Annotated in this window: 13 protein-coding genes; 9 read left to right on the forward strand and 4 right to left on the reverse strand. The window is 68.0% G+C overall.

The features are described from left to right. Nucleotides 1–2 precede the first annotated feature (2 nt). Together BLT81_RS09870 and BLT81_RS09875 are read left to right on the forward strand one after the other, a co-directional pair. Nucleotides 3–269, forward strand: coding sequence for a hypothetical protein (locus tag BLT81_RS09870; RefSeq protein WP_019193745.1), 267 nt, complete (start codon nucleotides 3–5; stop codon nucleotides 267–269). Next, on the forward strand, nucleotides 269–604 hold the full coding sequence (locus BLT81_RS09875; protein WP_019193744.1) for a Na+/H+ antiporter subunit G: 336 nt from the start codon (nucleotides 269–271) through the stop codon (nucleotides 602–604). Before BLT81_RS09870 ends, BLT81_RS09875 begins: the two co-directional genes overlap by 1 nt. Before the next feature lie 128 nt (nucleotides 605–732). Here BLT81_RS09875 and BLT81_RS09880 read toward each other — a convergent pair whose 3' ends face one another. Beyond that, nucleotides 733–2328, reverse strand: coding sequence for a catalase (locus BLT81_RS09880; RefSeq protein ID WP_019193743.1), 1596 nt, complete (start codon nucleotides 2326–2328; stop codon nucleotides 733–735). Nucleotides 2329–2479: 151 nt separating this feature from the next. Between BLT81_RS09880 and BLT81_RS09885 the strand changes: the two genes are divergently transcribed. Together BLT81_RS09885 and BLT81_RS09890 are read left to right on the forward strand one after the other, a co-directional pair. After that, nucleotides 2480–3031 carry an RNA polymerase sigma factor gene (locus BLT81_RS09885; RefSeq protein WP_040421011.1) on the forward strand — a complete coding sequence of 184 codons (552 nt, stop codon included), beginning with the start codon at nucleotides 2480–2482 and terminating at the stop codon, nucleotides 3029–3031. 99 nt (nucleotides 3032–3130) lie between these two features. Further along, nucleotides 3131–4510, forward strand: coding sequence for a YkvI family membrane protein (locus tag BLT81_RS09890; protein WP_019193740.1), 1380 nt, complete (start codon nucleotides 3131–3133; stop codon nucleotides 4508–4510). 83 nt (nucleotides 4511–4593) lie between these two features. On the opposite strand, the gene BLT81_RS09895 is transcribed toward BLT81_RS09890, so the two are convergent. The 3 genes from BLT81_RS09895 to BLT81_RS09905 form a co-directional block, all read right to left on the reverse strand. Beyond that, nucleotides 4594–5073, reverse strand: a complete 480-nt coding sequence (locus BLT81_RS09895; protein WP_155860804.1) for a hypothetical protein — start codon at nucleotides 5071–5073, stop codon at nucleotides 4594–4596. A gap of 126 nt (nucleotides 5074–5199) precedes the next feature. Next, a complete protein-coding gene (locus BLT81_RS09900; protein ID WP_019193738.1) occupies nucleotides 5200–6231 on the reverse strand; it encodes an aspartate-semialdehyde dehydrogenase in 1032 nt (343 codons plus the stop codon). 26 nt (nucleotides 6232–6257) lie between these two features. Continuing rightward, nucleotides 6258–7523 (reverse strand): aspartate kinase, encoded by a 1266-nt coding sequence (locus BLT81_RS09905; RefSeq protein ID WP_019193737.1) that lies wholly within the window; start codon nucleotides 7521–7523, stop codon nucleotides 6258–6260. A 123-nt stretch (nucleotides 7524–7646) separates the two neighbouring features. Between BLT81_RS09905 and BLT81_RS09910 the strand changes: the two genes are divergently transcribed. From BLT81_RS09910 to BLT81_RS09930, 5 genes are all read left to right on the forward strand, one after another. Beyond that, nucleotides 7647–8516, forward strand: a complete 870-nt coding sequence (locus BLT81_RS09910) for a DMT family transporter (RefSeq protein ID WP_019193736.1) — start codon at nucleotides 7647–7649, stop codon at nucleotides 8514–8516. A 207-nt stretch (nucleotides 8517–8723) separates the two neighbouring features. Further along, nucleotides 8724–10562, forward strand: a complete 1839-nt coding sequence (leuA, locus tag BLT81_RS09915) for a 2-isopropylmalate synthase (RefSeq protein WP_019193735.1) — start codon at nucleotides 8724–8726, stop codon at nucleotides 10560–10562. 45 nt (nucleotides 10563–10607) lie between these two features. After that, nucleotides 10608–11642, forward strand: a complete 1035-nt coding sequence (locus BLT81_RS09920) for an exonuclease domain-containing protein (RefSeq protein WP_019193734.1) — start codon at nucleotides 10608–10610, stop codon at nucleotides 11640–11642. Nucleotides 11643–11645: 3 nt separating this feature from the next. Further along, nucleotides 11646–12926: a Mur ligase family protein gene (locus BLT81_RS09925; RefSeq protein WP_019193733.1), complete on the forward strand. Its 1281-nt coding sequence runs from the start codon at nucleotides 11646–11648 to the stop codon at nucleotides 12924–12926. After that, nucleotides 12919–13638 (forward strand): type 1 glutamine amidotransferase, encoded by a 720-nt coding sequence (locus BLT81_RS09930; RefSeq protein WP_019193732.1) that lies wholly within the window; start codon nucleotides 12919–12921, stop codon nucleotides 13636–13638. The genes BLT81_RS09925 and BLT81_RS09930 overlap by 8 nt, the downstream gene beginning before the upstream one ends. Nucleotides 13639–13815 lie beyond the last annotated feature (177 nt).

The raw sequence follows: 13815 nt of genomic DNA on the forward strand, positions 1-13815 counted from the left end.
ACATGTTTGAAACAATCATCACCGTCTGCATCGTCGTGATGGCGGCGTGCCTCGTGGTGGGACTCGGTGCGCTCATAGCGACGCGCGACGAGCTGTCCCGGGCCGTCATGGCCGACCTCATCTTCTACGGCATGGTGGCCACCTACCTCATGTGGACCCTGTTCACCAACACCATGATCGGCTACGAGGTGGCGATCCTCGGCGCCCTCGTCTGCGGCGCCATCCCCACCCTGTCGATGGCGCGCATCATCGCGAGGGGGCGACGCTAATGACTATCTGGGAAATCATCACCGCTGTCCTGGTCATCATCGCCACCCTGTACACGGTGGCTACGACCGTGCTGCAGCTGCGCGCCCCGGACGCCCTGACGCGCGCGAACCTGCTGGGCCCGCTCGTGTGCTTGGCGTTCCCGTTGCTCGTCGTGGCCAAGCTGGTGCGCTCGTGGTCGACTACGGGCTTCGACCTGAACGACTTCCTGCGCGCCCTCGTGGCCATCGCCGCGGTGTGGATCGTGGCGTCCGTGGTCACTTTCGTCCTCGGCCGCTCCATCTACGGGGTCACGGTCTCGGACCGCTATGCGGACCCCATCACGGACACGGCCTAGCTTGTCGACGCCCCGTTAGCCGCAGCCCCCGATTCCGTCGAGCCGGGGGCTGCGCTGTGTTTCACGCACAGGAAAAGGCCCGCCCCGGCGAACCGGTGCGGGCCTTCATTCGCGCCGCGCGATGTTAGTTAGAAGACCGTGGACTGGTCTTCCTTCTCTTCGGTCGATGCGGACTCGCGCTTGCGGGACAGCTCCTCGCGCAGCTTCTGCTCGAGGTCCTTGTCCACGTTGCCCCAGTAGGCGAAGGTGCGCTCTTCGACGTCCTTATCCTCGATGGGCAGCATCTTGTTGGTCACGTTGTGGATGAAGCGCTCTTTGGCCGCGTCGTCAAACACCTCGCGGTACAGGGTGCCAGCCTGGGCGAAGTCGTCGTCCTCGGCGTGCTTGACGTACGCCTCGCGCACCAGGTCGGTGCCGTGCGGGTCCGGGTTGACGTAGAGGTTCTCCGCCTGGCCGTAATCGGTGTGGTTCGAGGAGGAGTCCTCACCATTGTCCAGGTAGCCCGCGCCCTTGCCGGTGCGGTTCGGGGAGTAGTTCGGCTCGCCCTCGTTGGAGAAGAAGTACGCCATGGAGCCGCGCTCCGCGTAGGTGTTGACCTCGTTGATCGGGCGGTTGACCGGCAGGTCCTTGTAGTTCGCGCCGATGCGGTAGCGGTGCTGGTCGGCGTAGGCGAAGACGCGGCCCTGCAGCATGCGGTCCGGGGACAGGCCGACGCCCGGGACGATGTTGGCCGGGTCGAGGGCGATCTGCTCGATCTGGGCGTGGTAGTTTTTCGGGTTGCGGTTGAGCACGAAGTAGCCCACGTCCACCAGCGGGTAGTCCTTCTGGGACCAAACCTTGGTCAGGTCGAAGGGGTTGAAGCGGTAGTTTTCAGCGTCCTCGAACGGCATGATCTGGACCTTGACGTCCCAGATCGGGTAGTCGCCGCGGTCGATCGCGTCGTAGAGGTCCTGGCGGTGGAAGTCGGCGTTCTTGCCGGCCATCTCGGTGGCCTCTTCGTCGGTGAAGGTCTCCCAGCCCTGGCGGGTCTTGAAGTGGTACTTGATCCATACTGCGTCGCCAGCCTCGTTGACCCACTGGAAGGTGTGGGAGCCGAAGCCGTCCTGGTGGCGGGAGGTCTTCGGGGTGCCGCGGTCACCGAGCAGGTAGGTCACCTGGTGCGCGGACTCCGGGGTGCGGGACCAGAAGTCCCACTGCATCTCGTCGTTGCGCAGACCGGTGTTCGGCTGGCGCTTCTGGGAGTGGATGAAGTCCGGGAACTTCATCGGGTCGCGCAGGAAGAAGGTCGGCGTGTTGTTGCCCACGATGTCGTAGTTGCCGTCCTCCGTGTAAAAGCGCATGGCAAAGCCGTGCACGTCGCGCCAGGTATCGGGGGAGCCAGCCTCACCGGCGACGGTGGAGAAGCGGATGGCCATCGGGGTGACCGTGCCCGGCTGGAACAGCTTGGCCTTGGTGTACTTGGAGACGTCCTCGGTGACGTGCAGCTCGCCGAATGCGCCGTGGCCCTTAGCGTGCGGGATACGCTCCGGAACGTTCTCGCGGTTGAAGTGCGCCAGCTTCTCAATGAGGTGGATGTCATCGAGCGCGTTCGGGCCCTGACGGCCGACGGTTGCCGAGATGTTCTCGGATGCAACCGGCTGCCCACCGAGCTGGGTGGTCTTACCGTTACCTGCAGGGCGCTCGCCGCACGCGACGATCTCCTCTGCCTTCGACTTGTCTGCCATGGAGTGGCCTCCTAATCAAAAGGGTTTCATTATTGGTAGTGGACAATTCGTATCCTACGTGCGAACGAAATGGGCGGCAACGAGTTTTACCCCTACAACTTCCTACTTACCCCGCGCGGAGCGCCCCCGGCAGGCTGGTAACCTTCCACGTGTGAGCAGCAGAAACGACGATTACGTCACCGATCTGGCCCTCCGGGCTGGCCGTGGCGACAAGGCTGCTCTCTCCGAATTCATCAGGCATACACAGGATGACGTGTGGCGCCTTCTCGCCCACCTCGCAGGCCGCGAGCATGCCGACGACCTCACCCAGGAGACCTACCTGCGCGTCATGAGCGCGCTGCCTCGCTTCGCCGCCCGCTCCTCCGCCCGCACGTGGCTGCTCTCCCTCGCCCGCCGCGCCTGGGTCGACTCCGTGCGCCACGACATGGCCCGCCCCCGCAAGTCCGCGGCCGAGTACACCGACGTCGCCGCGCTGCAGCCCAGCATCGACGACCCCAACACGTGGTCCGACGTCATCGACGCCCGCAGGCTTCTCGACGCCCTCCCCGCCGAACGCCGCGAGGCCCTCATCCTTACCCAGGTCCTGGGCTACACCTACGAGGAGGCGGCGAAGATCTGCGGCGTGCGCGTCGGCACCATCCGCTCGCGCATCGCCCGCGCCCGCCGTGACCTCATCGAGGGCGCAGGGAAAGGTGACGCGTAAACGCGGCGACCTGTCTGAAGGCGCGTAACGAGGTCCGACGCACTAAGATAACCTCGGTCAGAATCGTCCAACCATTTTTTTCGGAGCCACAACCTAGCCATGCTCAGAAACGCAATCGGTATTTCTTTCGCCTTTCTCGGCGTCCTCGTCGGGGCAGGTTTCGCCTCGGGCCAGGAGGCGATGCAATACTTTGTCGCCTTCGGCACCCTCGGCTTCTGGGGCGCGATCCTTGGCGCCATTCTCATGCTCATCGGAGGCATCTCCGTCCTCGAGTTGGGCAGCTACTTCCAGGCCCGCGAGCACATGGAGGTGCTCGGCCGCATCTCCGGCACGGTCGTCTCGTGGATCCTGGACATCGCCACGATCATCACCCTGTTTTCGATCGGCTTCGTCATGTTCGCCGGCGCCGGTTCGAACCTCAACCAGCAGTTCGACCTGCCAGTGTGGGTTGGCGCGTTCCTCATGCTCGCTCTCGTGATGGGGGTCGGCATGTTGGACGTCGATAAGGTGACAAGCGCCATCGGCATTCTCACCCCCTTCCTCCTTGTCTTCGTCATCGCCGGGTGCACGTGGACCATCGTCAACGCCTCCCCGGACTGGTCTTCTTTGAACCAGGCCGCGGAGCAGGTGAGCACGACGCTGCCCAACTGGTGGGTCTCCGCGCTGAACTACACTGGCCTGAACTTCATCTGCGTGACCTCCATGGCCATCGTGATCGGCGGCAACTACCTCGACCCGCGTGCGGCGGGTATCGGCGGCGCGCTCGGCGGCCTGGGCTACCTCGTCATGCTCCTGCTCCTGTGCGGCGCTCTGCTCGTGTCCGTGGACACCGTCGCGGGCCAGGACATGCCGACGCTGACTCTTATCTCCGCTATCAACCCGACGCTGGGCCTGATCATGTCCCTGATCATCTTCGGCATGATCTTCGCCACCGCCCTCGGCATGTTTTACGCGCTGGGCAAGCGCCTCTCGCGCGGGCGCCCGGAGAAGTTCCGCGTCATCTTCATCTCCGCCTGCCTGCTCGGCTTCGTGCTGTCCTTCGCGGGCTTCCAAAACCTCGTGTCCTACGTCTACCCGGTTCTTGGCTATATGGGCCTCGTGCTCATCGTCGTCGTCTCCTTCGCCTGGCTGCGCGGCGGGAGCTACCTGCGTCAGGAGGGCAACCGGCGCCGCCGCGCCCTCGAACTCACCCGCATCAAGCTCGACCCGCGGCTGCGGTTTACCAAGAAGAACCAAGACGAGCTTGCCGTGATCACCGCCAGCTCGAACGTCGCCGACGCGAACTTTATCGAGGCCGTCGAGGACGAGGTGGGCCAGGAGCTGATCAAGGACGACGACGTGGACTTCGACCCGGAGGATCCCGGCGGCGAGGTCGTCTACGTGTCCTACTCGGACCCCTCCGGGCCCGAGGAGCACGTCACGGCCGCGCAGGACCTCGCGGAGGACCACGAGGAGACCCCCGGCGAGAACAAAAAATAGGCGCCCGCGCGCACGGCCCCCGGCGTCCCACTGAGGTGGGGCCGAGGGCCTTTTTTCGTGCTCCAGAGAGGCAGGCAGGAACGCTAAGCGCCGAAGAAGCTGGCCACGCGGTCAGCCAGGCGATCGATCCACGTGCTGGACGAGGATTCCAGCGCCCTGTCGGCCTCGTCGGGGGTACCTTCCACGACGATGCGCAGCGTGTCCGTCTCGCCCGTGGCTTCCTCGACCTCGACGACGGCGAACTCGTCGGGGGCCGCCGTGGCGGAGGCGGTGACGCGCAGGGTGTCCTCCCCGCGGATCACGCTCCAGCCGGCGGGAAGGGCGGGGGCGTCGCTTTCGGGGATGGAAAAGGTGCGCCCCTGCCCGGAGTCGAAAACGACGGTCTGGCCTGCGGCCACCTCGAGCTCGTCCACGCCTGCGACGTCGAGGACCCGCACCACCTCGCCGGACTCTGCGGCGACGGCGGGCGCGGACACCGCGAGCGTCATCGCGACAGGCAGCGCGGCCGCAGCCGCGCAGGCGCGAACCCAGGCGCGCTTGTGGAAACGATGCGGATAAGTCACTCTGACCATTCTGCCGAGACTAGCCAGGAAGGCAAACTGAGGGAGCGGCCTTTACCGTATTGCAACCAGGCTGTATCCCAGCCGAATCCCGGCCGCGCCTCATCTGCCCCAGGTGTGCCCCCGCTTTTACACCAGCAACTCGGCGATCTGGATGGTGTTGAGTGCGGCGCCCTTGCGCAGGTTGTCGCCGGCGACGACGAAGACGAGGCCGCGGCCGCCCTCGACGGCCTGATCCTGGCGGATGCGGCCCACGAGGGACTCGTCCTTGCCGGTCGCCTCGAGCGGCGTGGGCACGTCCACGACGCGCACGCCCGGCGCCGCCGAGAGGACCTCGCGCGCCCGCTCCGCGGTGATCGGCTCGGCGAACTCGGCGTGGACGACCATCGTGTGGCCGGTGAACACGGGCACGCGCACGCACGTGCCGGAGACGCGCAGCTGGGGCAGGTCGAGGATCTTGCGGGACTCGTTGCGCAGCTTCTGCTCTTCGTCGGTCTCCAGCGTGCCGTCGTCCACAATGCTGCCCGCTAGGGGCAGGACGTTGTAGGCGATGGGCCCGCCGTAGGGGCCGAGGTCGGAGGGGGCGAGCACGCTGCCGTCGGTGGTCAGTTCGCGGTTGTGCTCCCCGGTCTCGGCGACCTGCTCGGCGAGGGCGTTGACGCCGGCGATGCCGGAGCCGGAGACCGCCTGGTAGGAAGCGACGCGCAGAGCGGTGAGCCCGGCGGCGTCGTGAAGCGCCTTGGCCACCGGCATAATCGCCATGGTCGTGCAGTTCGGGTTGGCGATGATGCCCTTCGGCAGCGAGGACGCCTTGTCGGGGTTGACCTCGGAGACGATGAGCGGGACAGCGCCGTCCTTGCGGAACGCGGAGGAGTTATCCACCACCTTCGCGCCCGCGGCGACGAAGACGGGGGCCCATTCCTTCGATGTCGCGCCGCCCGCGGAGAAGAGGGCGATGTCGACGTCTGCGACGGAGTCCGCCGTCACCTTCGACAGGTCCTCCACGACGACGCCCTCGCCGCGGAACTGCAGGACCGTGCCCGCCGAGCGCGGGGAGGCGAAGAAGCGAACCGTGTCGGCCGGGAAGTTGCGTTGCTCCAGGATGGAGCGCATGACGCGCCCCACCTGCCCGGTTGCTCCGACGACTGCGATGGTGGTCATTGGGGGTCCTTCCTTCGGTTACGGTTCTAGCGCCCGGTGCCGGCGTAGACCACGGCCGGTTCGTCGCCACCGAGCTCGAATCGGGCGTGGAGGGCGCGGGCGGCCTCGGCGAGGTCGATCTGGCGCACCACGGCCGTGATACGGATTTCTGAGGTGGTGATCATCTCGATGTTAATTCCGGCGTCGCGAAGCGCCTCGGCGAAGTCGGCGGTGACGCCGGGGTGGGACTTCATGCCCGCTCCGACGAGGGAGACCTTGCCAATCTGGTCGTTGTAGATCAGGTCGTCCCAGTCCTCCGACCGCTGCAGGGTGGCAAGGAGCTCCATGCCGCGCTTGCCGTCGGCCTTGGGCAGCGTGAACGTGATGTCGGTCTTGTTGCTCTCCAGGGAGGAGATGTTCTGCAAGACCATGTCGATGTTGATTTCCGCGTCGGCGAGGCTGCGGAACACCTTGGCGGCCTCGCCGGGGGTGTCCCGGATGCCCAGGATGGTGATCTTCGCCTCCGAGTCGTCGGTGGCGACGCCGGTCAGTACTGCTTCCTCCACGGGGATATCCTCCATTGCTCCGGCGACGAGGGTGCCGGTGTCGTTACTGTAAGACGAGCGCACGCGCAGGGGCACGTTGAACGCGCGGGCGTACTCCACGCTGCGCAGGACCAGGATCTTCGAGCCGGACGCGGCGAGCTCGAGCATCTCCTCGAAGCACAGCTGGTCCAGCTTGCGGGCGTCCGGCACGATGCGCGGGTCGGCGGTGTAGACGCCGTCGACGTCCGAGTAGATCTCGCACTCGTCGGCGCCGAGCGCCGCCGCCAGGGCCACCGCGGTGGTGTCCGAGCCACCGCGGCCCAGCGTGGTCACGTCGCGCGTGTCGCGGTTGACGCCCTGGAAGCCGGCGACGATGGCGATCTTGCCCTGGTCCAGCGCCTCCTGGACGCGGCCCGGGGTGACCTCGAGGATGCGCGCGTTGCCGTGGCGCTCCGTGGTGATCACGCCCGCCTGCGAACCGGTGAAGGACTGCACCTCGGCGCCGAAGGAGGCGACGGCCATGGCGACAAGGGAGTTGGAGATGCGCTCGCCCGCGGTGAGCAGCATGTCCATCTCGCGGGCCGGGGGGACGGGGTTGACCTGCGCGGCGAGGTCCAAAAGCTCGTCGGTGGTGTCGCCCATCGCGGAGCAGACCACGACGACGTCGTGGCCCTGGCGCTTTGTATTCACCACACGCTCCGCGACCGCGCGGATCCGCTCCGCGCTTTCCAGGGACGACCCCCCGTACTTCTGGACGATCAATGCCATTCGCTTCCGCCACCTTCCGCTGCGCGCTTTGGGAATCCGCTCCAATAGTACAAGGGCCCCCCGACACCGACGAGGAATTAAGGTGAAAAGTATTCACCGCCCCCCTGCCTTACAGTTGGGCGCGTGCACAGCAACGCCCTCGCCGCCTTTTTCGCGCTCCTGTCGGCCGCGATGATCGCGGTGGGCACGGTCTGGCGCCACCGCATTCTCAGGTCAGGGCTCAGCCAGTGGGAGGCGAATGCGTCGCCGTTGGCGTCGCTACGCACCCCCGCCTGGTGGCTGTCCATTGCCCTCGCCTTCGGCGCGTACGGCATGCAAGCCCTAGCCCTGGCTGTTGGGTCGTTGCTCGTGGTGCAGCCGGTGCTCGTCCTCTCGCTCATGCTCACGCTCGTGCTCGCGGCGCGCGTCGAGCGGCGCCGCATGGAGGCGGACGAGACCTTCTGGGCCATCGTGCTCACGCTGTGCGTGGGCGTGCTGGTGTTCTTCGGCCGCCCGCTGCCCGGCGACCGTCCCAGCCGGACGTGGGAGTGGGTCGCCGCCATCGCGCTCGGCGCCCTCGTCTGCGGGGCCCTGTTCGCAGCCGCTTATCGACGCCCCACCCCCGCCCCCACCAAAGCGCTCCTGTACGGGATCGTTTGCGGCGCCGCCTTCGGCTTCCTCGCTGTTTTTGCCAAGGTGTCCGTGGACGCCTTTACTGCCGGTGGCCTGGACGAACTGCTGGGGACATGGCAGCTGTGGGCGCTGCTGGCCACGGCCGTCGTCGGCACCGCAGTGCAGCAATACGCCTTCGGGGCGGGCACGCTGTCGCGCTCGTTGCCCGCGATGAAGATCACCGAGCCCATCGTGGCGCTCGCGCTCGGGTTCACCCTGCTGGGCGAGGACTTCGCCGTCTCGAGCGTGCCCGGCTGGCTCGCCATCAGTGTCGCCGTGGTCGGCATGGTCGGCGCGACGGGGATGCTGTCACGGCGGCCCGATCCGCGCCACCAGCCGTAGGGCTGTTGCGCCGCGCCACGACACGGCTATGATGTGGCCTATGTCATCGTCATCGGCGCGACGGAGCCTGCGGAGGCGACTTCTCCTTCTACGCCGCGGCGGGAATCAGGCCTTTACCAGCTAGCACGGCCGGCACCCCGTCGCGGAGTTCGTGTTTGCCGGCCGTGAGACCCGCAACGACGTCCCCTCAACGACGAAGGAAACGCCATGACGCCGAACACCTCCGAATTTTTCGCCCCGAACGAGATCCGCACCCCCTCCGGCCCCCGCAACGAGGGCCAGCCCGCCTGGAACAAGCAGCGCGGCTCCCACATGCCCGTCGACCGCTACCGCCCCTTCGCGGAGGAGGTCGAAGACATCGTGCTGCCGGACCGCACGTGGCCGGACAAGAAGATCACCACGGCACCCCAGTGGTGCGCGGTGGACCTGCGCGACGGCAACCAGGCGCTCATTGACCCGATGAGCCCCGAGCGCAAGCGCCGCATGTTCAACCTGCTGGTGCAGATGGGCTACAAGGAGATCGAGGTCGGCTTCCCCTCCGCCTCCCAGACGGACTTCGACTTCGTCCGCGAGATCATTGAAAAGGACATGATCCCGGAGGACGTGACCATCCAGGTGCTGGTGCAGGCGCGCGAGCACCTCATCCGCCGCACCTTCGAGGCCTGCGAGGGCGCGCGCAACGTCATCGTCCACTTCTACAACTCCACGTCGAAGCTGCAGCGCGAGGTGGTGTTCCGCAAAGACCGCCCGGAGATCAAGAAGCTCGCCACCGACGCGGCGGAGCTGATCACGACCATCGCGCGCGACTACCCGGACACGAACTGGCGCTGGGAGTACTCGCCGGAGTCCTACACCGGCACCGAGCTCGACTTCGCGCTCGAGGTGTGCGACGCCGTGGTGGATGTCATGCAGCCAACACCGGAGAACCCGATCATCATTAACCTGCCGTCGACGGTGGAGATGATCTCGCCGAACGTCTACGCGGACTCCATCGAGTGGATGCACCGCAACCTGGCCAAGCGCGACAGCATCATCCTCTCCCTGCACCCGCACAACGACCGCGGCGAGGGCGTCGCCGCCGCCGAGCTGGGCTACCTGGCGGGAGCGGACCGCATCGAGGGCTGCCTCTTCGGCAACGGCGAGCGCACCGGCAACGTCGACCTGGTCACCCTCGGGCTGAACATGCTCACGCAGGGCGTCGACCCGCAGATTGATTTCTCCGACATCAACCGCATTCGCGAGGTCGTCGAGTACTGCAACCAGCTGCGCGTGCCGGAGCGCCACCCCTACGGCGGCGAGCTCGTGTTCACGGCGTTTTCCGGCTCGCACCAGGACGCGATCAACAAGGGCCTCGACGCCCTCGCGCAGAAGGTGCGCCCGGAGGCCTCCTCCACCGACGTCAGCTGGGAGGAGCTGCGCGACACCGCTTGGGAGGTGCCCTACCTGCCGATCGACCCGAAGGACGTCGGGCGCACCTACGAGGCGGTCATCCGCGTCAACTCCCAGTCCGGCAAGGGCGGGGTGGCCTACATCATGAAGACCGACCACGGCATCAACATGCCGAAGGCGATGCAGCCGGAGTTCTCCGCCATCGTCCAAGCCATCACGGACGCCGAGGGCGGCGAGGTGAACTCCAAGAACATGTGGGACATCTTCGCGGGCACCTACCTCGATCTGGATACCCCGCTGGAGCTGATCGACTTCGACATCACCGGCACCGACAGCGAGGGCGCGGACTCGAAGGTCGCCGCCCGGGTGGTCTACGACGGCGCCCAGCGCGAGATCCACGGCACCGGCAACGGCCCCATCGCCGCCTTCGCCCAGGCGCTGGAGAGCCTCGGCATCGACTTCGAGGTGCAGGACTACTCGCAGCGCTCGCGCAGCGCCGGCGATGACGCCGACGCCGCCTGCTACATCTACGCCGACGTCGACGGCACCGCCGCGTGGGGCGCGGGCATCGCGGCCTCGACGACGCGCGCGTCGTTCAAGGCGGTCGTCTCCGCCGTCAACCGCGGGCTGACCGGGGCCCGCGCGGGCGGCGTGTAGGGCGCTGGTGGGGCGTCGAAAAGCGGTGCCGCTAGACTCTGAGCAATGAGCGCTGCGAGAACCGACCCCGACGACTACCCCTACGTGGCGGTGTTCGTACAGGCGACGGGCATTCACCCGACGACGTCGCGGCTGATCTCCATTGACGCCGTCGCCTTCGACGATTCCGGACGCGTCGGCGAGGACCTGCACATCGTGGTCAACCCAGGCGAGGACCCGGGGCCGCGGCACATGCACGGACTCGAGCCGGGCGACGTCGGGCAGGCGCCGCGCTTCTCGCGGCACCTCAAGACGCTGGACAAGCTTCTCGACGCCCGCACCCTCGTCACCCACGACTCCCCCTTCACCTGGGGTTTCATCGTCTCGGAGGCGCGTCGCGCGATGAACGCCGCGGCGCGGGCGAACCGCTCGCGCAACCGCCGCAACGGGCGCCGGCGTCAACGCGTCGGCCACGTGCCGCGCCCCACCGCGATCGTGGACACCCTCGCCAGCGCGCGGCGCTGCGGGATCATCCCGGAGGACACGCGCATCGGCGCCGTCGCCCGCCTCGTCGGCGTCGACGGGCCCGACCCCACCGCCAGCGTCGAGCGCGCCCAGCGGCCGGAGGAGGAAACCTCCCGCGAGCTCACACTGACCGTGGTGGCGACCTTCCTCGAGCTGCGCTCCCGCGGCACCCTCTCGTCGTACGCTCCCGAGGACCTCACCGCGGACCGCTTCAGCCTGCAGCGCAGCACCCGGCGCGTCGACGCCGCCGCGGAGAAGGCCGAGGCCGAGAACCCGGGCGTGTACTCCGCCGGGCGGGGCGTGCGCGCGGGGATGGAGGTCGTGGTGGCCGACGACGTGCGCGTCGAGCCCGACGAGATCATCAGCGCCGCGCTCGAGGCGGGGCTGGTGTACGCCGAGAAGCTCTCCCGGCAGACCTCGCTGGTTGTCTCCGACGCTGTCGCCGCGGGCGCCGAGCTGCGCGGCAAGGCCATGCACGGCCACCGCAAGGGCATCCCCGTGCTGTCCGCGGAGGAGTTTTTCGCGGCCGTGTCCGCGCCGGGGCGGGCCTCGGCGGCGGGAGGGTCTAACGTATAGCCCATGAGTGAGAAAGGCCCCCTTGCCCGCCTGCGCAGCCGTGCCGCGCTGACCGCCGCTCGGCTCGCCACCACCGCCTCGCGCGCCACCGGCCGGGGGGCCGGCGGCATGATCGGCGGCCTGGTCGCCGGGGCGATCGACCCCTCCATCATGGATTCCCTCGGCGGGCGCCGCCCCGCCGCGCTGGTGACGGGCACGAACGGCAAATCCACCACGACGCGCATGCTCGCCGAGGCGCTGCGCAGCACGCACACCGTGGCCACGAACGAGGGCGGCGACAACATGGACGCCGGCATCATTTCGGCGCTCATGGCCACCCCGGACGCTACCCACATCGCGCTCGAGGTCGACGAGTTGCACGTGCCGCACGTCGCCGAGCGCCTCAAGCCGCAGGCGCTCGTGCTGCTCAACCTGTCGCGCGACCAGCTCGACCGCGTCGGCGAGATCAACAAGATCGAGCGCGCCCTGCGCGCCGCCGTGAAGGCCCACCCAGAGATGACGGTCGTGGCCAACTGCGACGACGTGCTCATCACCTCCGTCGCCTTCGACCACCCCAACGTGGTGTGGGTGGCCGCGGGCGGCGGCTGGTTGGGCGACTCGGTGACCAACCCCCGCTCCGCCGGCCACATCGTGCGCTCCGCGGACGGCGAGGACTGGTACGCCACGCAGCCGCTTGACGACGGCCGCGAGTTCCGCCGCCCCACCCCCGCCTACTCCGTCACCGACACGCACCTGCGCACCCCGCACGGCGAGGTCGAGCTGGCACTCTCCCTGCCGGGCCGCGCCAACCGCGGCAACGCCGCCCAGGCCATCGCCGCCGCCGTCGAGGCCTTCGGTGTGCCCCTGGACAAGGCTGTCGCCGCCGCCGCGACGGTCGACGACGTCGCCGGCCGCTACTCCACGGTCCACCTTGCCGAGCACGACATCCACCTGCTGCTGGCGAAGAACCCCGCCGGCTGGCAGGAGGCGCTCTCGATGGTTGACCGCGACGCCGACGGCCTCGTCATCGCCGTCAACGGCCAGGTCGCCGACGGTGAGGACCTGTCCTGGCTGTGGGACGTGACCTTCGAGGACTTCTCCGGCGTCTCCGTCAAGGCAGCGGGCGAGCGCGGCACCGACCTCGCGGTGCGCCTGCTCTACGCGGACATCGACCACGAGCTCATCCACGACCCCATAGACGCCATCCGCGCCTGCCCGCCCGGCCGCGTCGAGGTGCTGGCCAACTACACGGCCTTCCGCGACCTGAAGAAAGCCCTGAGCAAGCAGGAGGACTACCGTGCCTAACTCCCTTCGCATCGGCCTCGTTCTGCCCGACGTGCTGGGCACCTACGGCGACGACGGCAACGCCCTCGTCCTGCGCCAGCGCGCCCGCATGCGCGGCATCCGCGCCGAGATCGAACGCTTCTGCCTCAACGACGAGATCGCCCCCGACTGCGACGTCTACACCATCGGCGGGGGCGAGGACTCCGCACAGGTCATCGCCGCGGCCCGCCTCGCCGCGTCCCCGGGCCTGCAAGCAGCGGCCTCCGCCGGGCGCCCCATCTTCGCCGTCTGCGCCGGCATGCAGGTCCTCGGCCGCACCTTCACCGCCCACGGCAACATTGTCGAGGGCATCGGGCTTATCGACGCCACCACCACCGCCATGGGCACTCGCGCCATCGGCGAAGTCGCCTCCCTGCCCACCCGCGCCGGCGCCACCGCCGAGCTCACCGAACCCCTCACCGGCTTCGAAAACCACATGGGCGGCACCGTCATCGGCCCCGACGCTCACGCCCTGGGCACCGTGAAAAACGGCGTGGGCAACACCACCGGCGCCGCCGTGGAGGGCGTCGTGCAAGGCAGCGTCATCGCCACCTACATGCACGGCCCGGCGCTGGCCCGCAACCCCCAGCTCGCGGACCTCCTGCTCTCCCGCGCCCTCGACGTGCGCCTCGAAGAACTGGAGCCTCTCGAGCTCACGCTCATCGACCGGCTGCGCATGGAGCGCCTGCGCTAGACGCTCCCTCGCGACGGGCTGGATTGCGGCGAGGTCGTCGACGCCGGGTGTTCTGGTCGACCTCAACGAAAACCCGCACACAAAACCCCAGGTCACAAAACCCCGCACCACCTTGAGGTCGACTACGCCGGCTGCCCTGGTCGACCTCAGCGAAAATCCGGAAGCAAAACCCCAGGT

Source organism: Corynebacterium timonense (genome assembly GCF_900105305.1).
In the GTDB taxonomy this organism is placed as follows: Bacteria; Actinomycetota; Actinomycetes; order Mycobacteriales; family Mycobacteriaceae; genus Corynebacterium; species Corynebacterium timonense.